Annotated in this window: 18 protein-coding genes and 1 riboswitch; of the genes, 9 read left to right on the top strand and 9 right to left on the bottom strand. The window is 65.9% G+C overall.

The genetic code is table 11. The annotated features are described in order from the left end of the window. The first annotated feature begins 3 nt into the window (after positions 1-3). Positions 4-2265, top strand: a complete 2262-nt coding sequence (locus C7443_RS02665; RefSeq protein ID WP_110017046.1) for a bifunctional diguanylate cyclase/phosphodiesterase — start codon at positions 4-6, stop codon at positions 2263-2265. A 13-nt stretch (positions 2266-2278) separates the two neighbouring features. On the opposite strand, the gene rlmM is transcribed toward C7443_RS02665, so the two are convergent. The 5 genes from rlmM to C7443_RS02635 all read right to left on the bottom strand — a co-directional run bounded on the left by rlmM (position 2279) and on the right by C7443_RS02635 (position 6973). Then, positions 2279-3340, bottom strand: a complete 1062-nt coding sequence (rlmM, locus tag C7443_RS02660; RefSeq protein WP_110017045.1) for a 23S rRNA (cytidine(2498)-2'-O)-methyltransferase RlmM — start codon at positions 3338-3340, stop codon at positions 2279-2281. 45 nt (positions 3341-3385) lie between these two features. Then, on the bottom strand, positions 3386-3943 hold the full coding sequence (locus tag C7443_RS02655; protein WP_110017044.1) for a hypothetical protein: 558 nt from the start codon (positions 3941-3943) through the stop codon (positions 3386-3388). Positions 3944-3945: 2 nt separating this feature from the next. Further along, on the bottom strand, positions 3946-4593 hold the full coding sequence (locus tag C7443_RS02650; RefSeq protein ID WP_110017043.1) for a DedA family protein: 648 nt from the start codon (positions 4591-4593) through the stop codon (positions 3946-3948). Positions 4594-4896: 303 nt separating this feature from the next. Continuing rightward, complete coding sequence (locus C7443_RS02640; RefSeq protein ID WP_110017041.1) at positions 4897-5346, bottom strand: C-type lectin-like domain-containing protein; 450 nt, start codon at positions 5344-5346, stop codon at positions 4897-4899. A 223-nt stretch (positions 5347-5569) separates the two neighbouring features. Beyond that, positions 5570-6973, bottom strand: a complete 1404-nt coding sequence (locus tag C7443_RS02635) for an adenosylmethionine--8-amino-7-oxononanoate transaminase (protein WP_110017040.1) — start codon at positions 6971-6973, stop codon at positions 5570-5572. Positions 6974-7193: 220 nt separating this feature from the next. Here C7443_RS02635 and C7443_RS02630 point away from each other — a divergent pair, with 220 nt between their 5' ends. Further along, entirely contained in the window at positions 7194-7784 is a 591-nt protein-coding gene (locus C7443_RS02630; protein ID WP_146213217.1) for a hypothetical protein, read from the top strand. Between the two features lie 37 nt (positions 7785-7821). Here the strand turns inward: C7443_RS02630 and C7443_RS02625 are convergent, their stop codons facing one another. From C7443_RS02625 to ahcY, 3 genes are all read right to left on the bottom strand, one after another. Next, on the bottom strand, positions 7822-8493 hold the full coding sequence (locus C7443_RS02625; RefSeq protein ID WP_110017038.1) for a hypothetical protein: 672 nt from the start codon (positions 8491-8493) through the stop codon (positions 7822-7824). 91 nt (positions 8494-8584) lie between these two features. Continuing rightward, positions 8585-9439 carry a methylenetetrahydrofolate reductase [NAD(P)H] gene (metF, locus tag C7443_RS02620; protein WP_110017541.1) on the bottom strand — a complete coding sequence of 285 codons (855 nt, stop codon included), beginning with the start codon at positions 9437-9439 and terminating at the stop codon, positions 8585-8587. 105 nt (positions 9440-9544) lie between these two features. After that, positions 9545-10963, bottom strand: a complete 1419-nt coding sequence (gene ahcY, locus C7443_RS02615; protein ID WP_110017037.1) for an adenosylhomocysteinase — start codon at positions 10961-10963, stop codon at positions 9545-9547. A 79-nt stretch (positions 10964-11042) separates the two neighbouring features. Then, positions 11043-11115: riboswitch (S-adenosyl-L-homocysteine riboswitch) on the bottom strand. 346 nt (positions 11116-11461) lie between these two features. Between ahcY and pyc the strand changes: the two genes are divergently transcribed. Then, entirely contained in the window at positions 11462-14905 is a 3444-nt protein-coding gene (gene pyc, locus C7443_RS02610; RefSeq protein ID WP_110017036.1) for a pyruvate carboxylase, read from the top strand. Positions 14906-15002: 97 nt separating this feature from the next. On the opposite strand, the gene metK is transcribed toward pyc, so the two are convergent. Beyond that, on the bottom strand, positions 15003-16208 hold the full coding sequence (metK, locus tag C7443_RS02605) for a methionine adenosyltransferase (RefSeq protein ID WP_110017035.1): 1206 nt from the start codon (positions 16206-16208) through the stop codon (positions 15003-15005). Positions 16209-16408: 200 nt separating this feature from the next. Here metK and C7443_RS02600 point away from each other — a divergent pair, with 200 nt between their 5' ends. From C7443_RS02600 to fba, 6 genes are all read left to right on the top strand, one after another. Next, the gene (locus C7443_RS02600; protein WP_110017034.1) at positions 16409-16966 is read left to right on the top strand and encodes a thioredoxin family protein; all 558 of its coding nucleotides are present in this window, start codon (positions 16409-16411) and stop codon (positions 16964-16966) included. Between the two features lie 200 nt (positions 16967-17166). After that, positions 17167-19161: a transketolase gene (gene tkt / locus C7443_RS02595; RefSeq protein ID WP_110017033.1), complete on the top strand. Its 1995-nt coding sequence runs from the start codon at positions 17167-17169 to the stop codon at positions 19159-19161. Positions 19162-19165: 4 nt separating this feature from the next. Next, positions 19166-20221 carry a type I glyceraldehyde-3-phosphate dehydrogenase gene (locus C7443_RS02590; RefSeq protein WP_110017032.1) on the top strand — a complete coding sequence of 352 codons (1056 nt, stop codon included), beginning with the start codon at positions 19166-19168 and terminating at the stop codon, positions 20219-20221. Continuing rightward, a complete protein-coding gene (locus C7443_RS02585) occupies positions 20218-21399 on the top strand; it encodes a phosphoglycerate kinase (RefSeq protein ID WP_110017031.1) in 1182 nt (393 codons plus the stop codon). The genes C7443_RS02590 and C7443_RS02585 overlap by 4 nt, the downstream gene beginning before the upstream one ends. A gap of 65 nt (positions 21400-21464) precedes the next feature. After that, the gene (locus C7443_RS02580) at positions 21465-21956 is read left to right on the top strand and encodes an SgcJ/EcaC family oxidoreductase (protein WP_211346143.1); all 492 of its coding nucleotides are present in this window, start codon (positions 21465-21467) and stop codon (positions 21954-21956) included. Positions 21957-21996: 40 nt separating this feature from the next. Continuing rightward, the gene (gene fba / locus C7443_RS02575) at positions 21997-23061 is read left to right on the top strand and encodes a class II fructose-bisphosphate aldolase (protein WP_110017029.1); all 1065 of its coding nucleotides are present in this window, start codon (positions 21997-21999) and stop codon (positions 23059-23061) included. The last annotated feature ends 414 nt before the right edge of the window (positions 23062-23475 follow it).

The following is a 23475-nucleotide window of genomic DNA, read 5'->3' as shown; positions in this document are numbered from 1 at the left end:
ATCATGAGTGAAAACAACAGCAACCTGCGCTCGCAGAGAGCGGCGAGAGTCTCGACGGATGAGGTGTCCGCCTGCGCGCTGTCCAGCGAAGAGCAGGGAAAGCTACTGCATCTGCAGCAAACCATCCTCGAATCGGTGGTCTGCGGTGCCGATCATCACGAAGTGATCGATCAGGTCTGTCGTCTGGCGGAAGGATTGCTACCCCGTTCCGTCGGCTCGGTGATGCTGCTGGACAGTGCGCGTGAGGCGCTCAACGTGTACGCCGCGCCGAGCCTGCCGCCGCAGGGCTGGTCGCGGCTGAACGGCATGCGACCGGGGCCTGGTGCCGGCTCCTGTGGCAATGCGGTGTTTCGGCAGGAGCCGCAGTTCGTCAGCAATACCTTCCAGGACCCGCGCTGGAGCGATCTGCGCCAGCTCGCCTACGACTTCAACCTGTGCGCTTGCTGGTCGGTACCAATTTATGCGCTCGACCGCAAAGTCGTCGGCACCTTCGCGCTGTCGAGTTTCGAGAACCGCGCCCCGAGCGTGTTCCACCAGCAACTGCTCGAAGTCGGCGCCTCGATCATCGGCATCGTCCTTGAGCGCAAACGCTCGCGGGAGTCGCTGCGGCTCTACCAGAAGGTGCTCGAAGGCAGCGGCGAAGGGGTGATGATCACCGATGCCGAGGAGCGGATTCTGCTGGTCAACAAGGCGTTTTCCCGCATCTTCGGTTATGAATCCGAGGACATCGTCGGCGACACGCCGCGCTGTCTGTCATCCGGCCAGCACGAGCGGGCGTTCTACGAAGCCATGTGGGAGAGCCTGCGCCTGTTTGGCCACTGGCGCGGAGAGATCTGGAACCGGCGCCGCAACGGCGAGGTGTTTCCGGAGTGGCTGTCGATCGCGGCGGTGCGTACCGAGGACGGCCAGATCACGCATTACATCGGCACCTTCAGTGACATCACCGAGCGCAAGAGCGCCGAGGCGCGCATCGAGTTTCTGTCCTCACACGATGCACTGACCGGTCTGCCCAATCGCGAGCTGTTCCGTGAACAGCTGGAAGCGGCCATCGGCCTGGCCGAGAGCAATGGCGGCAAGCTCGCCCTGCTGCAGATCAACCTCGACAACTTCCGCTTTCTCAACGATTCCCTCGGCCATGCCGCCAGTGACCGGATTCTGACGATCCTCGCCGCGCGCCTGCGTCAGGCGGTGGCGGCAGGCGACCTGCTGTGTCGCAAGGGGGGTGATGAATTCCTGCTGGCGCTGACGCAGGTGGCCGATACCGAGGCGCTGAATGCGGCGGTCGAAGCCCTGCTGGCACAGCTGGCCACGCCGGTGTCGTGTGCGGACGGTTCGTGGTCATTGAGTGCATCGGTCGGCATTGCGCTGTTTCCAGACGATGGTCACGGCTTCGAAACCCTGTCGCGCTGCGCGGATACGGCGCTGCGCCACGCCAAGGACGCCGGGCGCAACACCTATCGCTATTTCACCGAGAGGCTGAACAGCGACGGCATCGAGTACCTGCGCATCACCCAGGGGCTGCGCAATGCCCTGAGTGGCGGTCAGCTGGTACTGCACTACCAGCCGCAGATCGACCTGGCGAGCGGTGCGCTGATCGGTGCCGAGGCGCTGATCCGCTGGCAGCACCCGGGCGACGGTTTGCTGAGCCCGGATCGTTTCATCCGCATCGCCGAAAAAACCGGGCTGATCGTCGAGATCGGCAACTGGGTGCTGCACGAGGCCTGCCGGCAGGCGCAGGCCTGGCGGCAGGCCGGTCATGCCGCGATGACGGTGGCGGTCAATGTTTCGGCGATCCAGTTTCGCCGCGGCGGCATCGAGCAGGCCGTCCGGGCCGCGCTGGAGGCCAGCGGGCTGGCGCCCGAATGCCTTGAGCTGGAGTTGACGGAATCGGTGCTGCTCGGCGGAGCCGGCAATATGTCGGCGGTGTTCGAGCGCCTGAAGGATCTGGGCGTGAAGCTGTCGATCGATGATTTCGGCACCGGCTATTCCAGCCTCGCCTACCTCAAGCGCCTGCGCATCGACCGCCTGAAGATCGACCAGTCCTTCATCCGTGACGTCGTCGACGACGGCAACGACGCGGCGATCGTGTGCGCGATCATCGAGATGGCGCGGGCGCTGAATCTGCGCACCATCGCCGAAGGCGTGGAGACGGCGGCACAGCGCAGCTTCCTGCTCGAACATCATTGCGACGAGTCGCAGGGGTATTTCTACGCGCGACCGCTGCCGCCGGAGCAGTTCGCCGCCTTCGCCTGGCCGCAGCCCTGAGCGGGTGCGGCGCTCAGCGGCTGCTGCAGCGCAGCCAGCCGGTCACTTCCTCGCGGTCGTGGTAGAGCTGCTTCAATGACAGGCGATAGGCGCGGCCGGCCAGCGTCTCGGCGATGATCTCGCGGCAGCGCTGTACCTCGGCGTAGCGCTTCTTCATCGGCAGCTTGAGATTGAAGATCGCCTGGCGGGCGTCACCGTCGGCCAGCCAGCGCGCGATCAGACGGGCGATGCGCGCCGGCTGCTCGACCATGTCGCAGACCAGCCAGTCGACCGGCTGTGGCGGACGGTAGCGAAAACCATCTTCGCGGCGATGCTCGACCAGGCCGCTCGCCATCAGGTTTTCATCCATCGGGCCGTTGTCGATCGCACTGACGTGCAGGCCGCGCCGCACCAGCTGCCAGGTCCAGCCGCCCGGTGCGGCGCCGAGATCGACGGCGCGCATGCCGGCTTTGAGCTCGCGCGCCTGCCCTGCGGCACCGAGAAACACATGCAGGGCTTCTTCGAGCTTCAGCGTCGAGCGGCTCGGTGCCTGCGACGGAAAGCGCAGGCGCGGAATGCCCATCGGCCAGGGTGAGCGCTGGCCGGCGAGCGACAGGCCGACGTGGCAGGCGCTCGATGACAAAAAACACAGGTGCAGGTACGGCGCCGCGGCATCGGTGCCGAGCAGTCCGGCCTGGCGCACCGCAGCGGTGAAGGCTTTGGTGAATGGCCGGCAGAAACTCGACAGCGCCTTGGCCTCATTGGTGTCCGGCGTTTCGATGTGCACTTCAGCGAACGTTGCGCCGAGCGTGCGCGCCGTGGCCAGCAGTGGCGTGATGCGGTCATCGACCGGCAGCCCGCGCAGCAGCTCGGCACAGGCGATCATCTGCCGGGCGAAAATCAGCTGCTGGAAATCGAGCGCCCGCAGCAGCGCCAGTGCATCGCCCGCATAGGGGTGGAAACTGACGCAGGCGCTGTCCGGCTTGGCTTTGACGTAGCCGGGAAAGCCGAGCGCAGCGGCCAGCTCGGTGATCTCGGCGGCACATTCGCCTTCGAAACCGGGGCGGCAATACAGCAGCAGGGTGGGCAGGGACATCGGGTGCGTCTCGGGGCGGTGCGGCGGCGGACGGGGAGGGGCGTTTCAGGGGGCTTCCGGATCGATTGCCTGCAGCGGCGCACCGATGAAGTCCTGCAGGCGTTCGACGAAGGCGGCACTGAACGGCGGCCAGTTCCAGGCACTGAGGCCAAAGGTGCCGAAGGCCACCGGCGGCGTGTGGAGCCAGCTGGGCAGCGGGCTTTTCTGCAGGCAGGCGCTGCATTCGAGGCCGCCGTCGCCGGCTTCCAGCATCCAGTGTTCCAGCGCGTCGATCCAGCGCGGATCGCTGCGCAGATCGAGCGGATGGCCGCAGTGCGGGCAGTGGGCGAGCGCCGGCGGCGCCGAGTGATAGAACATGCGCCCGCTCTGCAGGCTCAGGCCGTTGAGCGGCAGTCGCCGCAGGCGTTCGATGTCGCGCTCGCTGCAGTCGAGCGCCGCGGCGACCTGCGGTCCCGGCGCGAACGCCGGCCCGTCGGCGCCGCAGGCGCTGGCTTGCGCCATGATGATGCCGGCGTCCGCCAGCCAGCCGGGCAGCGTGGCGACCCGCTCGCGGGCGAGGTCGATGTCGAGGCTGGCGACGAGGTGGCGGACGTGGTCGCGCATGATCAACCCTGCGCCTTGGCGGCGCGGCGGTGCTTGATGACTTCGATGATCGCCGGCAGCAGCGAAATGGCGATGATGCCGAGCACCACCAGCGTGAAGTTGTTCTTCACCAGCGGAATGTTGCCGAACAGGTAGCCAGCGTAGAGGAACGAGCCGACCCAGCAGATCGCGCCGAGTGCGCAGAAGCCGACGAAGCGCTGGTAGTGCATGCTGCCGGCGCCGGCGACGAAGGGCGCGAAGGTGCGCACGATCGGTGCAAAGCGCGCCAGCAGCACCGTCTTGCCGCCGTGCTTTTCATAGAAGGCGTGGGTCTTGTCGAGGTACTCGGTCTTGAGCACGCGGGCATCGGGCCTGAAGACTTTTTCGCCGAGGAAATGGCCGATCCAGTAGTTGGTGTTGTCGCCGAGGAAGGAGGCGAGCATCAGCAGTACGACGGCGGTGTGCACGTCGAGCGCACCGGTGGCGGCCAGCGCGCCGGTGGCGAACAGCAGCGAGTCGCCGGGCAGGAACGGCGTCACCACCAGGCCGGTTTCGCAGAAGATGATCGCGAACAGGATCGCGTACATCCACACGCCGTAATCCGCGGCGAGCAGCGCAAGGTGCTTGTCCAGATGCAGCACGATGTCGAAGAACTGGGCGAGAATTTCCATGTGGCGCTCAGAAGTCGAAGGGAAGCCTCCATGCTAACCGCCACCGCTCGATGCTGCACGGCATCATGTCGCCGCCACCAGCCCGCAGAAACTCGGCGGCGGCCGGGCTCTCGGGCTGCGCTGCCGCTGGCGAGCCGGGCCTGGCGGCGACCGTGGCGCCGGCGCAGCCGCGTCAACACCCCGGTGGCCAGCAGCGTAGTCCGCCCGGCTCGGGCACGCTGCTGGGGCTGGCGGCGGCACTGTATTCGACGAAATAACCGTCGCGCGCGGCGTAGCCTGGTAGATCGCTCCGGTAGCCGTAGTTCAGACGGGCGTAGCCTGTGTCATTGATGTTGTTCGGCTCACCGCTGTTCCAGCTGGTGAAAAAGCCGCCGACACTGCTGCCGAGCGGGTGCCAGCCCAGAACTGCTGCCCGGCTTCGGGGCCGCTGGTCCACACCCGCTGACCTTCGAGCTGCGCATCGCTGGCCCCGGTCTGGCCATCGCCGGCCCGGTCGAGCAGGAATACCTGCTCCGCGGCCGAGGTGATCGTCACCAGGTGGCCGTTGAGACCGAGCCAGCTCGACGCCGCGGCGGCGGTGCTGGCGTCACTCCACGTCAGTGTGGCGGCAACGTATTCATACCCGTGGTCGTTGCCACCGCTGGCGGCGCTCCATTGCACCGGGGTTGCGGCGGCGGAGGCGGCGAACAGCGTGCTGCCGCGCAGTGCGGCAGCGGAGGCTGATAAGGCCGTGGGCGCGCTTATGACAAACATCCGTCAAATTCATCGAATGAATGACGGTGCTGCTGAGCGTGTGTGGCACACGCGTGGCAGAAATCACTTTCCCCTGAGAAAACAGCCATGAAGCCGCGTGAGCATGGTGTCGGCGGCGCATGGTTCAACAGATCGGCGTTCTGTCGCACAGCGTGCGCACGGCCCGGCTTCGCATCAGGCGCGGAGGTCGGCAGCGTCTGGATTGAAGGGGCGCGCGCCGGTCTCAGGCGAGCCAGCCGCTGGGGCCGTCGCTGTTGATGTCACCGAACGGCACCGGGTCCAGTGTCGCCAGCTCGATGCATTCCCAGGCGATTTCGGCCAGACGGTCGAGCTCGGCGGGGGTGATCACATACGGCGGCATGAAGTAGACGACGTTGCCGAGCGGGCGCAGCAGCGCGCCGCGGTCGAGGGCATGCTGGTAGACCGTCAGCCCGCGCCGTTCCTGCCAGGGGTAGGGCTCGCGCGTGGCTTTGTCGCGTACCAGTTCGATCGCGAGGATCATGCCGCGCTGGCGCACCTCGGCGACGTGGGCATGCGCGCGGAACGGTTCGCAGATGCGGGCCATGTGCGCCGTGAGCGCGCGGTTGCGCTCGATGACCTCGTCCTGCTCGAAGATGTCGAGCGTGGCCAGCGCCGCCCGCGCCGCCAGGGCGTTGCCGGTGTAGCTGTGCGAATGCAGGAAGGCGCTGAGCTTGGTGTAGTCGTCATAAAAGGCCTGATAGATCGGTGCCGTGGTCAGTACCACCGACATCGGCAGGTAGCCGCCGGTCAGCCCCTTCGACAGACACAGGAAGTCCGGTGTGATCGGCCCCTGCTCGCAGGCGAACAGCGTGCCGCTGCGACCAAAGCCGACGGCGATCTCATCGGCGATCAGGTGCACGCCGTGGCGGTCGCAGGCAGCGCGCGCCAGGCGCAGGTATTCCGGGTCGTACATGCGCATGCCGCCGGCGCACTGCACCAGTGGCTCAATGATCAGTGCGGCGACCTCGCCGGCGTGCTGCTGCAGCGTGGCTTCGAGCGCCGCGGCGGCGCGGCGCGCGCAGTCGGCGGGCGTTTCTCCGGGCTGTGCCAGGTAGGCATCGGGCGAGGGCACGGTGATCGCCTCGCTGATCAGCGGCGCGTAGGTGGTTTTGAACAGTGCCACGTCACCGACGGCGAGTGCGCCGAGGGTTTCGCCGTGGTAGCTGTTGGCCAGCGTGACGAAGCGGCATTTGTCGGCTCTGCCGGTGCTGTTGAGCCAGTAGTGAAAGCTCATCTTCAGCGCCGCTTCGATCGCGCTCGAACCGTTGTCGCAGTAGAAGGCGCGCGCCAGGCCGGGCGGCGCCAGTGCCAGCAGCCGCTCCGAGAGCTCGACGATCGGCTCGTGCGTGCAGCCGGCCATGATCACGTGCTCCAGCCGGTCGAGCTGATCCTTCATCGCCGCGCTGATGCGCGGATTGGCATGGCCGAACAGGTTGACCCACCAGGAGCTGATGGCGTCGAGGTAGCGCTTGCCGTCGAAGTCTTCCAGCCACACGCCCTCGCCGCGGGCGATCGGCAGCAGCGGCAGCCATTCGTGATCCTTCATCTGTGTGCAGGGGTGCCAGACGGCCGCGAGGTCGCGGCGGATCAGTTCGGCATTGTGCATGGGGGGCTCCTGTCGTCATCGGGCGTCATGAATCGCCGGCACCATAGCGCAGGCGGGCGATCGCGGCCCGGTGCGCCGGTCGCCAGTGCTTGCTAAGCGCCGGTACTGGCTGGGTGCCGGGACGTGGGCTATCGTCCGGCGGGCGTATCGACGCGTATTCGAACCCATAAGTCATTCACGCAATGCAGCCTGTGTTTTTCGACTGATCAGGGAGCCCGATGTGAACATTTCTCGTCATCTTTGTGCCGTTGCCGTACTCGCTGCGCTGAGTGCCTGCGCACAGCAGGAAACGACTCCGCCGGTTGCCCCGGCACCGCAGCCGGAGGTGGTCGCCGTCAACGCCATCAGCGCTGAGGCCAAGGTGGTTGCCATCAACCACGGCAAGCGCATCGTCACCTTGCGCACGAAGGACGGTCGCACCTTCGACGTTCAGGCCGGACCGGAAGTGCGCAACTTCGCGATGATCAAGAAGGGCGACCTGGTGCAGGTCAGCTTCTATGAATCGACGCTGATCCAGCTGCACAAGAAGGGCACGGAAACGCCGCGGCTCGACGCCAACGAATACAAGGACCGCGCCGCGCTCGGTGACAAGCCGGCCGGCGTCGTCGCTACCGAGGTCACCGCTGTGGCGACCATCGTCAAGATCGACTCGAAACGGCCGTCGGTCACGCTCAAGGGGCCGAAGGGCAATCTGGTCGAGGTCGTCGTGCGTGATCCCAAGCGCCTCGACGGGGTGAAGGTCGGCGATCTGGTCGAGGTCAGCTACACGCAGGCGGTCGCCATCGAAGTGGTGCCGGCGCCGAAGCGCTGAGCCGGGAGCGCTCGGGGCGCGCAGCGCGCCCCGGCACTCAGAAACGCCCGCCGATGCCGATGTAGACGTGGCTGTGCGCGTCGTAATACGGGTAGGCGTACCAGCCCGGGCCGTAGGCCGGTGTGCCCCAGTAACTGTCGTAGTAGGCGCGGTCGCGCCAGTAGCGATCGCGCAGCCAGGCGTCTTCGGCCGCCCGGCGCTCGGCTTCGCTGCGCGCGGCCGAATACGCCTGCCACTGCGCCTGCCAGTCGTCGTTGTAGCGATCGACCAGCGCCTGCCGGCGGCGGGCGAATTCGCCATAACTGAGTCTGCCCTTTGCCAGCTGCTCGCCGAGGGCCTGGTTGTCGCGTAGCAGCTGCTCATCGAGCGCGATCATCTGTGGCGAGGATTGCTCGCGCTCGGCGTCGATCGCGGCGCGCTGGCAGCTGTCGCGCTGTGTCAGCCAGCGGCGGATCAGCGTGCGCTCGGCACGCGTCGGCACGCGTCGGTCGGCGAGCATCTGCGGCGTCTGGCTGGTCAGGTTGTCGAGCGCCAGATGCTCGCGCAGCGGGGCGAATTCCATCTGTGTGGCGAAATGTCCGCAGCCATCGGCTGCCGTGGTTTCAGCATTGGCAGGTGACGTGTAGGGCTGCACGGGCAGCGGTGGTGCAGGGGTGGCGCAGCCTGCGAGCAGGACGGGCAGCAGCACCGCGAAGCGAAGGGCACGCATCGGGACTCCTCCCGGCGTCGCGAACGATGCGACGCCGTTGGCTGCGATTATGGCCCGCCCGCCGGCGGCTGGCTTAAGGCCGGCTGAACCTTCAGGCCTGCAGCAGACCGAGTCGCGAGGCGATCTCCAGCGTCGGGCCGGACTGGTTCATCGTGTAGAAATGCAGCCCCGGCGCACCGGCGGCGAGCAGGCGTTCACACAGCGCGGTGACCACGTCGAGACCGAAAGCGCGGATGGCGTCGCGGTCCTCGCCGTAGGCTTCGAGCTGGCGGCGCATCCAGCGCGGGATCTCGGTGCCGCAGGCATCGGAGAAACGCGCGAGCTGCGTGAAATTGGTGATCGGCATGATGCCGGGCACCACCGGGATGTCGACGCCGCGGGCCTCGATTTCATCGATGAAATGAAAGTAGGCGTCGGCGTTGTAGAAATACTGCGTGATCGCCGAATTGGCGCCGGCCTGCACCTTGCGCGCGAAGTTGTCGAGGTCGCGCTCGGGGCGGGAGGACTGCGGGTGGTATTCCGGGTAGGCGGCGATTTCGAGATGGAAATGTTCACCGGTGCTTGCGCGGATGAACTCGATCAGCTCGTTGGCGTAGCGAAAATCACCGATGTCACGCATGCCTGAAGGCACGTCGCCACGCAGCGCGACGATGCGGCGCACGCCCTGGACGCGGTATTCCTCAAGGATTTCGGCGATGCCGGCACGCGTCGAACCGACGCAGGTCAGGTGCGGAGCGGCATCGATGCCGAGCCCGCCGAGCGCGGTGACGGTGACGAAGGTGCGCTCGCGCGTACTGCCGCCGGCACCATAGGTGACCGAGCGGAAGGCGGGGCGCAGTGCATCGAGCTCCGCACTGGTGACCAGCAGCTTCTGCAGGCCGTCTTCGCTGTGCGGTGGAAAGAATTCGCAGGAGCAAACCTGCGGATAACGGCGTTGAGTGTCCATCGACTCGGAGTCCCCGGAGCGGTGGCCGATAAAAATGGCGGCGGGCATCACGAGCCCCGCCGCCAGCCGATGCGCCCCTCAGCACGGGACGCAGGCGCGACAAGCTCAGTAGCGGTAGTGCTCCGGCTTGTACGGGCCTTCCTTCGGCACGTTGATGTAGGCGGCCTGGGTGTCGGTCAGCTCGGTCAGCCGCGCGCCGATCTTTGCCAGATGCAGGCGGGCGACCTTCTCGTCGAGGTGCTTGGGCAGCACGTAGACGCGCTTGGTGTAGTTCTCGGTGTGGTTGAACAGCTCGATCTGCGCCAGCGTCTGGTTGGTGAAGCTGTTGGACATCACGAAGCTCGGGTGGCCGGTGGCGCAGCCGAGGTTCACCAGGCGGCCTTCAGCAAGCAGGATGATGCGCGTGCCGTCGGGGAAGATGATGTGGTCGACCTGCGGTTTGATGTTCTCCCACGGATACTGGCGCAGGCTGGCGACCTCGATTTCGGAGTCGAAGTGGCCGATGTTGCAGACGATGGCCTGATCCTTCATCCGCAGCATGTGCTCGTGGGTGATGACGCCGACGTTGCCGGTGGTGGTGACGAAGATGTCGCCCTGATCAGCGATCTCGTCCATGCGCACCACGCGGTAGCCTTCCATCGCCGCCTGCAGCGCGCAGATCGGGTCGATCTCGGTGACCCATACCGTCGCGCCCAGCCCGCGCAGCGACTGCGCGCAGCCCTTGCCGACATCGCCGTAGCCGAGGACCACGGCGATCTTGCCGGCGATCATCACGTCGGTGGCGCGCTTGATGCCATCGACCAGCGATTCGCGGCAGCCGTAGAGGTTGTCGAACTTGGACTTGGTCACCGAGTCGTTGACGTTGATCGCCGGGAACGGCAGACGGCCTTCCTTCTCCATCTGGTAGAGGCGGTGCACGCCAGTGGTGGTTTCCTCGGTGACGCCTTTGATCTTGGCCAGGCGCGTCGAGTACCAGTGCGGATCGCGCTCCAGCGTGCGGGCGATGGCGGCGAACAACGCGACTTCTTCATCACAGGTCGGCTTGGCGATGACCGAACGGTCGCTCTCGGCGCGGCTGCCGAGCACCAGCAGCAGTGTGGCGTCGCCGCCGTCGTCGAGGATCATGTTCGAGTGGCCGCCGTCGGCCCACTCGAAGATGCGGTGCGAATAATCCCAGTAGTCGTCGAGCGATTCGCCCTTGTAGGCGAACACCGGGATGCCGGCGGCGGCGATCGCCGCGGCGGCGTGGTCCTGCGTCGAGAAAATATTGCACGAGGCCCAGCGTACTTCGGCTCCGAGCGCGACCAGCGTCTCGATCAGCACCGCGGTCTGGATCGTCATGTGCAGCGAGCCGGTGATGCGCGCGCCCTTGAGCGGCTGTGCGGCTGCATATTCGGCACGCACCGCCATCAGGCCGGGCATTTCGGTCTCAGCGATGCGGATTTCTTTGCGGCCCCAATCGGCCAGCGACAGATCGGCGACGTGAAAATCGCTGTTTGCGGGGGTCTGCGGCACTGCGCTCATCAGTCATTACCTCAGCGGCAGACTGTGAGGCGGGGCGCTGCCTGGGGGCTCGCTCGCCGACCGCCATCACAGTCAGGGGGTCGAACGAGCGCCGTTGAAACGGAAAACCCTGAGCCTGGCGGGACCGGACCCGTTGCAGCGCTCCTCAGGAGTGGCCGCGGAGTTTAGCGACTCGCCCGTGCAGTGCAAGCCGCAGATCGTGTCGTGTCGATGCAGTCCGCTACCCGTGCACAGACAGCCGTCAGCGGCGTGATGCAGCGTGCAGGCGCCGCTTTCTTGTCTGCAGGCGTCATCGGCAGCCGTGTTTTCGATTGCGGAATATGGCTTGCGTTGCGCCCGTTGCACGTGGCCGCAACGGCTGCAACACGCAGGTCTGTATTGGCATTGTGGGCGTCGGGAATCCGGTTTAGCTTTACTAATGCGGCATCGCAATAACATCAATCATGTTAATACATAAGATAACTACTTGAGCGTGCAGTGCGCTCCGGGAGCCACCTAATGCCTCGCAAGATCCGTCGTCTGCTCGTCGCCAACCGCGGCGAGATTGCCATTCGTGCCATGCGCGCGGCCGCGGAACTCGGCATCGCCACTGTCGCGATCTACGCCGAGGAGGATCGTTTCGCCCTGCATCGTTTCAAGGCCGACGAGAGTTACCGGGTCGGCCAGGGCAAGAAGCCGATCCAGGCCTATCTCGACATCGACGACATCCTGCGTATCGCCCGTGAGGCGCAGGTCGACGCCATTCATCCCGGCTACGGCTTCCTGTCGGAGAACCCGGATTTCGCCGAGGCCTGCGCCAAGTCGGGGATCATTTTCATCGGTCCGGCGCCGGAGGTGATGCGCACGCTCGGCAACAAGGTTGCCGCGCGCAACATGGCGGTCAGCGCCGGCGTGCCGGTGATGCCGGCCACCGGTCCGCTGCCGGAGGACCTCGACGAGGTCAAGCGGATGGCGGCGGCCATCGGCTACCCGTTCATGCTCAAGGCGAGCTGGGGCGGTGGCGGGCGCGGCATGCGCGTGATCGAGTCCGAGGCCGATCTCGGCCCGCAGATCGAGGTGGCGCGACGCGAGGCCAAGGCGGCTTTCGGCAACGACGAGGTCTACCTGGAAAAACTGGTGCGCCGTGCCCGTCACGTCGAGGTGCAGATCCTCGGTGACCGCCATGGCAACGTCGTGCACCTGTTCGAGCGCGACTGCACGGTGCAGCGGCGCAATCAGAAGGTCGTCGAGCGTGCCCCGGCGCAATACCTGACCGCGGCCACCCGCGCCGCGCTGTGCGAATCGGCGCTGAAGCTCGCGCGCGCCGTCGATTACTCCTGCGCCGGCACCGTCGAATTCCTGATGGATGCCGATACCGGCGCCTTCTACTTCATCGAGGTCAACCCGCGCATCCAGGTCGAGCACACCGTCACCGAGATGGTCACCGGCATCGATCTGGTCAAGGCGCAGATCCGCGTCAGCGAGGGCGCGGAGATCGGTACGGCGGACAGCGGCGTGCCGGCGCAGGCGGACATTCACCTGCATGGTCATGCGCTGCAGTGCCGGGTGACCACCGAGGACCCGGAGAACGGCTTCACCCCGGATTACGGCCGCATCCAGGCCTATCGCAGCGCGGCCGGCTTCGGTATCCGTCTCGATGCCGGCACGGCCTATTCGGGCGCGGTGATCACGCCGTACTACGATTCGCTGCTGGTCAAGGTCACGGCCTGGTCGCCGGACGCCGACGATGCCATCCAGCGCATGGATCGGGCGCTGCGCGAATTCCGCGTGCGCGGCCTGGCGACCAACCTCGCCTTCCTCGAAAACGTCATCAACCACCCGCAGTTCCGTGACGGCAGCTACATCACGCGCTTCATCGACGAGACGCCGGAGCTGTTCCATTTCTCCAAGCGCCGCGATCGCGGCACGCGGCTGCTGCGCTACATCGCCGAAACGACCGTCAACGGCAATGCCGAAGTGGCCGGGCGCTCGGTGCCGGACACCCGGCAGCCGGCGCAGTTGCCGTCGCCGTTTGCCGGTGAGGCACCGGTCGGCAGCCGCCAGTTGTTCCAGCAGCTCGGCGCCGAGGGTTTTTCGCGCTGGATGCGCGAGCAGAAGCAGGCCCTGATCACCGATACGACGATGCGTGATGCGCACCAGTCGCTGCTCGCCACACGCATGCGTTCGCGTGATCTGTGGACCATCGCGCCGTACTACGCCGCGCAGCTGCCGCAGCTGTTCTCGCTGGAGTGCTGGGGCGGCGCGACCTTCGACGTGGCGATGCGCTTCCTCAAGGAAGACCCCTGGGAGCGCCTGCACGGTCTGCGCGAGCGTGTGCCGAACATCCTGTTCCAGATGCTGCTGCGCGGTGCCAATGCCGTCGGCTATACCAGCTACCCGGACAACGTCGTGCGCTATTTCGTGCAGCAGGCAGTCGCCGCCGGCATGGACGTGTTCCGCGTGTTCGATTCGCTGAACTGGGTCGAGAACATGCGCGTGGCGATGGACGCCGTCATCGAGGCCGGCGGCTTCTGCGAGGCCACCGTCTGCTACACCGGCGACATGCTGGCGCCGGAGCCGAACAAGTACGACCTCGGCTACTACGTGAAGATGGCCAAGGCGCTGGAAGCCGCCGGCGCCCACGCCATTGCCATCAAGGACATGGCCGGCGTCGCCCGCCCGGCGGCGATCCGCAAGCTGGTGCTGACGCTGCGCGAGGAAGTCGGTTTGCCGCTGCACTTCCACACGCACGACACCTCCGGCATCGCCGCCGCCAGCGTGCTGGCCGCCGTCGAGGCCGGCTGCGACGCAGTCGATGCGGCGATGGATGCAATGAGCGGCCTGACTTCGCAGCCGAACCTCGGCTCGATCGTCGCCGCGCTGCGCGATACCGATCGCGATCCGGGCCTCGACGTGCAGGCGCTGCGCGCGGTGTCGCGTTACTGGGAGGGCGTGCGCCGGCACTACGCCGGCTTCGAGAGCGACATCCGCTCCGGCACCGCCGATGTCTACCGCCACGCCATGCCCGGCGGCCAGTACACCAATCTGCGCGAGCAGGCGCGTTCGCTCGGCATCGAGCATCGCTGGGAGGAGGTCGCCGAGGCCTATGCCCAGGTCAACGAGCTGTTTGGTGACATCGTCAAGGTCACGCCGACCTCCAAGGTGGTCGGCGACATGGCGCTGATGATGGTCACTCAGGGGCTGACGCCGGCCGATGTCAGCGATCCGGCCCGCGAGATCGCCTTCCCCGAGTCGGTGGTGCAGCTGTTCCGCGGCGAACTCGGCCAGCCGCCGAGCGGTTGGCCGGTCGAGCTGCAGAAGAAGGTGCTGGCCGGCGCTGAGGCGTTCACCGTGCGCCCGGGTGCCGACCTGCCGCCGGCGGATCTGGATGCCGTGCGCATCGAAGCGGCGACCAAGGCCGATCGCGCGATCAGTGACACCGAGCTCGCCTCGTATCTGATGTACCCGAAGGTGTTCCTCGACTATGCCAGGCAGCGCAGCCAGTACGGCAATCTCAGCGTGCTGCCGACGCCGGTGTTCTGGTACGGCATGGAGTCGGGTGAAGACATTACGCTCGACATCGACCGCGGCAAGTCGCTGATCGTGCGCTACCTGACGGCCTCCGAGCCGGATGCCGAAGGCCAGGTCAAAGTGTTCTTCGAGCTCAACGGCCAGTCGCGCACCGTGCGCGTGACCAAGAAGGGCATGGAATCACTGGTCAAGGCGCATCCGAAGGCCGAGGACGGCAATCCGCACCACATCCCGGCGCCGATGCCGGGGCTGGTGGTCAGTGTGGCGGTGCGTTCGGGGCTGCACGTCGAGAAGGGCGACGTGCTGCTGTCGATCGAGGCGATGAAGATGGAAACGACGATCCGCGCCGAGCGCGCCGGTACCGTCAAGGAAGTCCACGTCGGCGTCGGCACGCGCGTCGACGCCAAGGATCTGATGCTGGTGATCGACTGAGGCCGCAGGCCCCGCGCGGCCGGTTCGCGCGGGGCTTCGGACACATGAAAAAGGGCCGCGACTGCGGCCCTTTTTGTCGTCCGTGCGATAAGCCTTGTCAGAGGCCGGCGGCGGCCTGCAGCGCGGCAGCCTTGTCGGTCTTTTCCCAGGGGAAGGCGGTGAAGGTTTCAGTTTCACCCTTCGGACTGACATAGCTCATCTCGACCGGGTGGCGGCCGAAGTGGCCGTAGGCTGCGGTCGGCTGGTACATCGGGTGCAGCAGATCGAGCATGCGGGTGATCGCATAGGGGCGCAGGTCGAAGTGTTCGCGCACCAGTTCGACGATGCGCGCGTCGCTGACCTTGCCGGTACCGAAGGTGGTCACCGAGATCGAGGTTGGCTGAGCGACGCCGATGGCGTAGCTGACCTGGATTTCGCACTTGCTGGCGAGGCCGGCGGCGACGATGTTCTTTGCCACGTAGCGCCCGGCATAGGCGGCCGAGCGGTCGACCTTGGACGGGTCCTTGCCGGAGAACGCGCCGCCGCCGTGACGGGCCATGCCGCCGTAGGTGTCGACGATGATCTTGCGCCCGGTCAGGCCGCAGTCGCCGACCGGTCCGCCGATGATGAACTGGCCGGTCGGGTTGATGTGGAACTGCGTGTCGGCACTGATCAGCTCCGCCGGGATCACGTGCTTGACGATCAGCTCCATCACCGCTTCGCGCAGGTCGGTGTACTTGACGTCGGGGTTGTGCTGCGTTGACAGCACGATGGCGTCGATGCCGACGACCTTGCCGTCCTGATAGCGGCAGGTGACCTGTGACTTGGCGTCCGGACGCAGCCACGGCAGCAGGCCGGACTTGCGCGCCTCGGCCTGACGCTCGACGAGGCGATGCGAGAAGCAGATCGGCGCCGGCATCAGCACGTCGGTTTCGTCGCTGGCGTAGCCGAACATCAGGCCCTGGTCACCGGCCCCCTGATCCTCGGGCTTGCTGCGGTCGACGCCCTGGGCGATGTCGACCGACTGTTTGCCGATGATGTTGATCACGCCGCAGGTGGCACCATCGAAGCCGACGTCGGAGGAGGTGTAGCCGATGTCGCAGATGACCTTGCGCACCAGGTCTTCCAGATCGATCCAGGCGCTGGTGGTGATCTCGCCGGCGATGATGGCGACGCCGGTCTTGACCAGGGTTTCGCAGGCGACGCGGGCATGCTTGTCCTGGGCGAGCAGCGCATCGAGCACGGCATCGGAGATCTGATCGGCGATCTTGTCGGGATGGCCTTCGGATACGGACTCGGAGGTGAACAGATAAGCGTCGCTCATGAATGATCCTCAGCACCACTCGCGCGGTGGTCTGCATGTTTTATCGGTGAAGCCCACAGCGGCGGGGCATTGCAACTGCGGAAGTGTAACGACCGTGCCATGCGATTGCATGCGCTGGCGCGGTTCACGGGGGCGCATCGTGGTGCTACAACGAAGGCCGTTCCCGCCCTGCGGCGGGCCTCTTTCACGGAGGATGCCTCATGGTCACGCTGAATACGCCCATCTGCGACTTCGGTACGCCGGCGCCGGATTTTCGGCTGCAGGGGGTCGATGGCCGCATCTGGACCCGCGATGACTGCCGCGGGCCTCAGGGTCTGCTGGTCATGTTCATCTGCAACCATTGCCCGTACGTCAAGGCCATCCGCGAGCGCCTGATCCGTGATGCGCGCGAATTGCGCGGACTCGGCATCGGCGTGGTCGCGATCAGCGCCAACGATCCGGCAGATTATCCGGAGGACGGTTTCGAACAGATGAAAGCCGTCGCCCGCGAGTTCGATTATCCGTTTCCCTATCTGTTCGATGAGACGCAGGAAGTCGCGCGGGCCTATGGCGCGGTGTGCACGCCGGACTTTTTCGGCTACAACGCGGCGCTCGAACTGCAGTATCGCGGCCGTCTCGATGCCAGCGCGCGCGAGCCGGCGCCGGCCGACGTGCGGCGCGAGCTGTTCGAGGCCATGCAGCAGGTTGCGGACAGCGGAGCCGGTCCGCAGCAGCAGATCGCCAGCATGGGCTGCTCGATCAAATGGAAGGCGGCCTGAACATGGCGTTTGCCTGCTCCAGTCGTTTGGCGGGGCAGGGGGTTTTCCGTATACTCGCGCGCCACTTGCCGGGCCGCCCGTTCGCCCGCGACGGCGGGTGGCGCGGTTCGAGGGCGCGCGGCTTCCCGCCCCGTAGCGCCCCGTCGTCCAAGGCCTCCGGTTCCGGCGCCGATTGATTTTGCGTCTCAGGAGATCCCCCGATGCCTTCGCGCAGAGAATTGGCGAATGCGATCCGCGCCCTCAGCATGGATGCCGTGCAGCAGGCCAACTCCGGCCACCCCGGCGCCCCGATGGGCATGGCGGATATCGCCGAAAGCCTCTGGAATGGATTCCTGCGGCACAACCCCGCCAACCCGCACTGGGCCGATCGCGACCGCTTCGTATTGTCCAACGGTCACGGCTCGATGCTGCTGTACTCCCTGCTGCACCTGAGCGGCTACGCACTGTCGGTCGAAGACCTCAAGGCGTTCCGCCAGCTCGGCTCGAAGACCCCCGGTCATCCGGAGTACGGCATGACGCCGGGCGTCGAGACCACCACCGGCCCGCTCGGTCAGGGCCTCGCCAACGCGGTCGGCATGGCGATCGCCGAGAAAACGCTGGCCGCGCACTTCAACAAGCCCGGCCACAGCATCGTCGATCATCACACCTATGTTTTCCTCGGCGATGGTTGCCTGATGGAAGGCATCTCGCATGAAGTCTGCTCGCTGGCCGGTACGCTCGGCCTCGGCAAGCTGATCGCGTTCTACGACGACAACGGCATCTCGATCGACGGCGATGTCGAGCACTGGTTCGCTGATGACACCGCCAAGCGTTTCGAGGCTTACGGCTGGCAGGTCCTCGGCCCGCTCGACGGCCATGACGGTGATGCCGTGGCTGCGGCGATCGAGGCGGCGCGCGCCGAGACGGCGCGGCCGAGCCTGATCGTCTGCAAGACCATCATCGGCTTTGGTGCTCCGAACAAGCAGGGTGGCCACGATGTGCATGGCGCACCGCTCGGCAAGGATGAAGTCGCCGCGGCGCGTGCCCAGCTCGGCTGGGAACATCCGCCCTTCGTTGTGCCGGCCGAGCTCTATGCCGGCTGGGATGCCCGCCAGCGCGGTGCCGGGCAGGAAACCGAGTGGAATGCGCGTTTTGCCGCTTACCGCACGGTGTTCCCGGCGCTGGCGGCCGAGTTCGAGCGGCGCCTGCGTGGCGAACTGCCGAAGCCTTTCGCCGGCCATGCCGGAGAATTCATCGCCGCCGCGCAGACCGCCGGCGAAAGCATCGCCACCCGCGTGGCCTCGCAGCGGGTGCTGAATGCCTTCGGCCCGCAGCTGCCGGAGCTGTTCGGCGGCTCGGCGGATCTGACACCGTCGAACAACACCTTCTGGAAAGGTGCCAAGGCGATCCGTCATGATGATTTCGCCGGCGACTACATCAACTACGGCGTGCGCGAGTTCGGCATGTCGGCGGTGATGAATGGCATGGCGCTGCATGGCGGCTTCATCCCTTATGGCGGCACCTTCCTGGTGTTCTCCGATTACGCGCGCAACGCGCTGCGCGTGGCGGCGCTGGCCAAGATTCCGAGCATCTTCGTCTACACCCATGATTCGATTGGCCTCGGCGAGGACGGGCCGACGCACCAGCCGATCGAGCAGCTCGCCTCGCTGCGGGTGATGCCGGGCATCGCGGTCTGGCGGCCGTGCGATGCCGTCGAAGCGGCCGTGGCCTGGCAGGCCGCGATCGAGCGCCGCGACGGTCCGAGCGTGCTGGTGTTCTCGCGCCAGAATCTGCCGCACCAGGCGCGCGATGCCGCGACCCTGGCCAATGTCGCCCGCGGCGGCTACGTGCTGGTCGACTGCCAGGGGTCGCCGGAACTGATCCTGATCGCCACCGGCTCCGAAATCGGCATCGCGGTGACGGCCGCTACCGAGCTGAGCGCCCGCGGCGTGGCGGTGCGCGTGGTGTCGCTGCCGTGCACCGAAGTGTTCGAAGCGCAGGATGCGGCCTATCGCGAGTCGGTGCTGCCGAATGACTGCCGCCGGCGCGTGGTCATCGAGGCCGGGGCGACCGCGCCTTGGTACAAGTACGTCGGTCTCGACGGCCGCGTCGTCGGCCTCGACCGCTTTGGCGAGTCGGCGCCGGCCGGCAAGCTGTTCGAGCACTTCGGCTTTACCGTGGCCAACGTCGTCAAAGTGGCGGAGGAGCTGCTCTAAGGCGATGGCGCGACTCGCGATCAATGGTTATGGCCGCATCGGGCGCTGCGTACTGCGGGCACTGGTCGAAAGCGGCCGCGACGATCTGCAGATCGTCGCCATCAACGAACCCGCGGCCGATCTGGCGAGCCTGGCCTACCTGACCCGTTTCGATTCGACGCACGGCCGCTTCCCGGTCGGCGTCACCGAATTCGAGCATGGCCTGTCGATCGGCGGGCGGCCGCTGCGCGTCAGCCACGGCCGCGCGGCGGCAGAGGTCGACTGGACCGGCCTTGAGCTCGATCTGCTGCTCGACTGCTCCGGCAGCTACTCGACGCGCGCCGGGGCTGACGCCTATCTCGCTGCCGGCGTGCCGCGGGTGCTGGTCTCGCACCCGCTGGCGGCGGCCGCTGAGGCCGATGCGACCATCGTCTACGGCATCAACCAGCAGTCGCTGAGCGGCCGCGAGCGCATCGTCTCCAACGCCTCCTGCACTACCAACTGCATCGTGCCGGTGCTGTCTGTACTGGATGCGGCGTTCGGCATCGAGGCTGGCTTCATCAGCACGCTGCATTCGGTGATGAATGATCAGCCGCTGATCGATGCCTATCACGATGTCGACCTGCGCCGCACGCGCTCGGCGATGCAGTCGATGATCCCGGTGTCGACAGGCCTGGCACGCGGCATCGGCCGGCTGCTGCCGCAGCTCGACGGGCGCATCCAGGCCAAGGCCGTGCGCGTGCCGACGCTCAACGTCTCGGCGATGGATACGGTGCTGACGCTGGCACGGGCGACCACCGCGGGCGAGGTCAACGCCATACTGCGCGCCGCCACGGAGGGGCCACTGGCCGGGCTGCTGGCCTACACCGAGCTGCCGCACGCCTCCTGCGATTTCAATCACGATCCCCATTCCGGCGTCGTCGACGGCAGCCTGACGCGCGTCGGCGGCGATGGCCGGCTGGTCAGTCTGCTGGCCTGGTTCGACAACGAATGGGGATTCGCCAACCGCATGCTGGATGTCGCCCGCCATTGGCTGGCTCTGTCCGCACCTTCGACCATCACCACAGGGACCCTTCGATGAAAGTGCTCAAGCTCTCGGATCTCGATCTGGCCGGCAAGCGCGTGTTCATCCGCGCCGATCTCAATGTGCCGCAGGACGATGCCGGCAACATCAGCGACGACACCCGCATCCGCGCCTCGGTGCCGGGTATCCGCATGGCGCTGGATAAAGGAGCGGCGGTGATGGTGACCTCGCACCTGGGCCGACCGACCGAGGGTGAATGCAAGCCGGAAGATTCGCTGGCGCCGATCGCCGGGCGCCTGAGCGAACTGCTCGGTCAGCCGGTGCGGCTGGTCACCGACTGGGTCGAGGGTGGCTTCGCCGTCGCGCCGGGTGAGGTGGTGCTGCTCGAAAACTGCCGCTGCAACAAAGGCGAAAAGAAGAACAACGACGAGCTGGCGCAGAAGATGGCGGCGCTGTGTGACATCTACGCCAATGATGCCTTCGGCACCGCGCACCGAGCCGAGGCCACCACCCACGGCATCGCCAAGTACGCCAAGGTCGCCTGTGCCGGTCCGCTGATGGGAGCCGAAATCGATGCGCTGTCGCGCGCGCTGGGCGATCCGAAGCGTCCGCTGGTGGCGATCGTCGCCGGCTCCAAGGTCAGCACCAAGCTGACGATCCTGCGCTCACTGGCGGAGAAGGTCGACGGCCTGATCGTTGGCGGCGGCATCGCCAACACCTTCATGCTGGCGAGCGGCCTGAATATCGGCAAATCGCTGGCCGAAGCCGATCTCGTCGACGAGGCCAAGGCGATCATCGAGATCATGAAGGCGCGCGGTGCTGAAGTGCCGCTGCCGGTCGACGTCGTCGTCGCCAGTGAGTTCTCGGCGCAGGCCGCCGCGCGCACCATTGCCGCCGACGGCGTGCAGGCCGATGACATGATCCTCGACATCGGCCCGCAGACCGCAGCCAAGCTCGCCGAGATCATCGCCAAGGCCGGTACCATCGTCTGGAATGGTCCGGTCGGAGTGTTCGAGTACGATCAGTTCGGTGGTGGCACCAAGGCGCTGGCGCAGGCAATTGCGCAGTCCGCCGGTTTCTCGATCGCCGGTGGCGGTGACACGCTGGCGGCGATCGCCAAGTACGGCATCGCTGATCAGGTCGGCTACATCTCCACCGGCGGTGGTGCTTTCCTAGAATTCCTCGAAGGCAAGGTGCTGCCGGCGATCGAGGTGCTGGAGAGTCGCGCCGGCTGAGGCGAACACTGGATCAACGGGCCGCACGAGGCGGACCACTGCTTTCATGACAGGGAGGAATGGTGATGACCATCAAGTTGCGTCTGCATCTCGCGACACTGCTGCTGCCGCTCGCGTTGGTGTGCGGCTGTGCTGCGAGCGGCAAGCCACCGGTGCAGGCCGGGCCGGCGGTATCGAAGGCGGAGATCGCGGCGCTGTTCGATCGCTGGGACCGCTCGCTCGGTACGGGGAATGCCGATGCCGTGGTGGCGAACTACGCCACCGACGCGATCCTGGTGCCGACACTTTCCAACCAGGTCCGCCACACGCCGGCGGAGCTGCGCGATTACTTCGTGCATTTCCTGCAGAAGCAGCCGCGTGGGCGCATCCTTGAAAGCAATATCCAGCTGTTTGGTGATATCGCCGTCGATTCGGGCATCTACGAGTTCGAGACGAAGAACGGTCGAGTGCCGGCCCGGTACACGTTCGTTTATCGTAAGTCGGGCGATCGTTGGCTGATCGTTACCCATCATTCGTCGCAGATGCCAGAAAAAACCCGCGTTGTAACAGCCCACTAACCCAGACGGCGGCGCTGTCCGCCGCTTCCGGAGAGATTACATGGCCCTGATTTCGATGCGTCAGTTGCTGGATCACGCGGCCGAGCACGGCTACGGCGTGCCGGCCTTCAACGTCAACAACCTCGAGCAGATGCGCGCGATCATGGAGGCTGCGGCGCAGACCGACAGCCCGGTCATCGTCCAGGCTTCGGCCGGTGCCCGCAAATACGCGGGCGCGCCGTTCCTGCGCCATCTGATTCTGGCGGCGATCGAGGAGTTTCCCGAGATTCCGGTGTGCATGCATCAGGATCACGGTACCTCGCCGGGCGTATGCCAGCGCTCGATCCAGCTCGGTTTCAGCTCGGTGATGATGGACGGCTCGCTGGGTGAAGATGGCAAGACGCCGACCACCTACGACTACAACGTCGACACCACGCGTCAGGTGGTGATGATGGCGCATGCCTGCGGCGTATCCGTCGAAGGCGAACTGGGTTGCCTCGGCTCGCTGGAAACCGGCATGGCCGGCGAGGAAGACGGCATCGGTGCCGAAGGCAAGCTCGATCACTCGCAGCTGCTGACCGACCCGGAAGAGGCTGCGCGCTTCGTGCAGGCGACGCAGGTCGATGCGCTCGCCATCGCCATCGGTACCAGCCACGGTGCTTACAAGTTCACCCGCCCGCCGACCGGTGATGTGCTGGCGATCTCGCGTATCAAGGAGATCCATGCCCGCATCCCCAATACTCATCTGGTGATGCACGGATCGAGCTCGGTGCCGCAGGACTGGCTGGCGATCATCAATGAGTACGGCGGTGATCTCGGCGAGACATACGGCGTGCCGGTTGCGGAGATTGTCGAAGGCATCAAGCACGGTGTGCGCAAGGTCAACATCGACACTGACCTGCGCATGGCCTCGACTGGCACGATCCGCCGCTTCCTCGCCAAGAATCCGAAGGAGTTCGATCCGCGCAAGTACCTTGGCGAGACGATCAAGGCGATGAAGGGCATCTGCCTTGAGCGCTATGAAGCCTTCGGCACCGCGGGCAACGCGTCGAAGATCCGCGCCCTGTCGCTGGAGACGATGACCAAGCGCTACGCCAGCGGCGAGCTGGACGCGAAGGTTTTCTGAACACACGCCTCCGTGCCCGTGTGTATAAAAGCCCGCCGTTCAGGCGGGCTTCTGTTTGGAGGAAAGCGCTGTACTGTGCGCCAACCCAGTGATTGCTGTGTGTTGTAGCAATAACTGATGGTGCGGGAACGCGCTGATCCGAGATTCAATGATCCGTGAAAGGCGCCCAGGAGTGGTTGTTGAGGGCGTATTTTGGGTTGCCGCAAGAGTCTGGTGGAATAGCTTAACAGCATAAAGCCATTGGTTCTTGATATAGGCCTTGACTAAAATTTTTTAGGGGGTATGATGCGCGGCTCTTGCTTGGTTGGTCCTGCTGAAAGGCTGATTGAGCGGGGTGTTAAAGGTCTTGATGTTGAGGTCGATAGCGAGTCTGGAAAGATAGGGCTTGCAACTGTCGAAGGAATCGGGATAATG

The sequence above is a fragment of the Plasticicumulans acidivorans genome (assembly GCF_003182095.1).
GTDB lineage: Bacteria > Pseudomonadota > Gammaproteobacteria > Competibacterales > Competibacteraceae > Plasticicumulans > Plasticicumulans acidivorans.
The sequence above is the reverse complement of the archived record's forward strand: the minus strand, read 5'-3'. Positions and strand labels throughout refer to the sequence as shown.

Coding starts and splice junctions, on each gene's coding strand:
- C7443_RS02665 (WP_110017046.1), top strand. CDS start 4: ATGAGTGAAAACAACAGCAACCTGCGCTCGCAGAGAGCGGCGAGAGTC.
- rlmM (WP_110017045.1), bottom strand. CDS start 3,340: ATGTCCCTGCCCACCCTGCTGCTGTATTGCCGCCCCGGTTTCGAAGGC.
- C7443_RS02655 (WP_110017044.1), bottom strand. CDS start 3,943: ATGCGCGACCACGTCCGCCACCTCGTCGCCAGCCTCGACATCGACCTC.
- C7443_RS02650 (WP_110017043.1), bottom strand. CDS start 4,593: ATGGAAATTCTCGCCCAGTTCTTCGACATCGTGCTGCATCTGGACAAG.
- C7443_RS02640 (WP_110017041.1), bottom strand. CDS start 5,346: ATGTTTGTCATAAGCGCGCCCACGGCCTTATCAGCCTCCGCTGCCGCA.
- C7443_RS02635 (WP_110017040.1), bottom strand. CDS start 6,973: ATGCACAATGCCGAACTGATCCGCCGCGACCTCGCGGCCGTCTGGCAC.
- C7443_RS02625 (WP_110017038.1), bottom strand. CDS start 8,493: ATGCGTGCCCTTCGCTTCGCGGTGCTGCTGCCCGTCCTGCTCGCAGGC.
- metF (WP_110017541.1), bottom strand. CDS start 9,439: ATGGACACTCAACGCCGTTATCCGCAGGTTTGCTCCTGCGAATTCTTT.
- ahcY (WP_110017037.1), bottom strand. CDS start 10,963: ATGAGCGCAGTGCCGCAGACCCCCGCAAACAGCGATTTTCACGTCGCC.
- pyc (WP_110017036.1), top strand. CDS start 11,462: ATGCCTCGCAAGATCCGTCGTCTGCTCGTCGCCAACCGCGGCGAGATT.
- metK (WP_110017035.1), bottom strand. CDS start 16,208: ATGAGCGACGCTTATCTGTTCACCTCCGAGTCCGTATCCGAAGGCCAT.
- C7443_RS02600 (WP_110017034.1), top strand. CDS start 16,409: ATGGTCACGCTGAATACGCCCATCTGCGACTTCGGTACGCCGGCGCCG.
- tkt (WP_110017033.1), top strand. CDS start 17,167: ATGCCTTCGCGCAGAGAATTGGCGAATGCGATCCGCGCCCTCAGCATG.
- C7443_RS02590 (WP_110017032.1), top strand. CDS start 19,166: ATGGCGCGACTCGCGATCAATGGTTATGGCCGCATCGGGCGCTGCGTA.
- C7443_RS02585 (WP_110017031.1), top strand. CDS start 20,218: ATGAAAGTGCTCAAGCTCTCGGATCTCGATCTGGCCGGCAAGCGCGTG.
- C7443_RS02580 (WP_211346143.1), top strand. CDS start 21,465: ATGACCATCAAGTTGCGTCTGCATCTCGCGACACTGCTGCTGCCGCTC.
- fba (WP_110017029.1), top strand. CDS start 21,997: ATGGCCCTGATTTCGATGCGTCAGTTGCTGGATCACGCGGCCGAGCAC.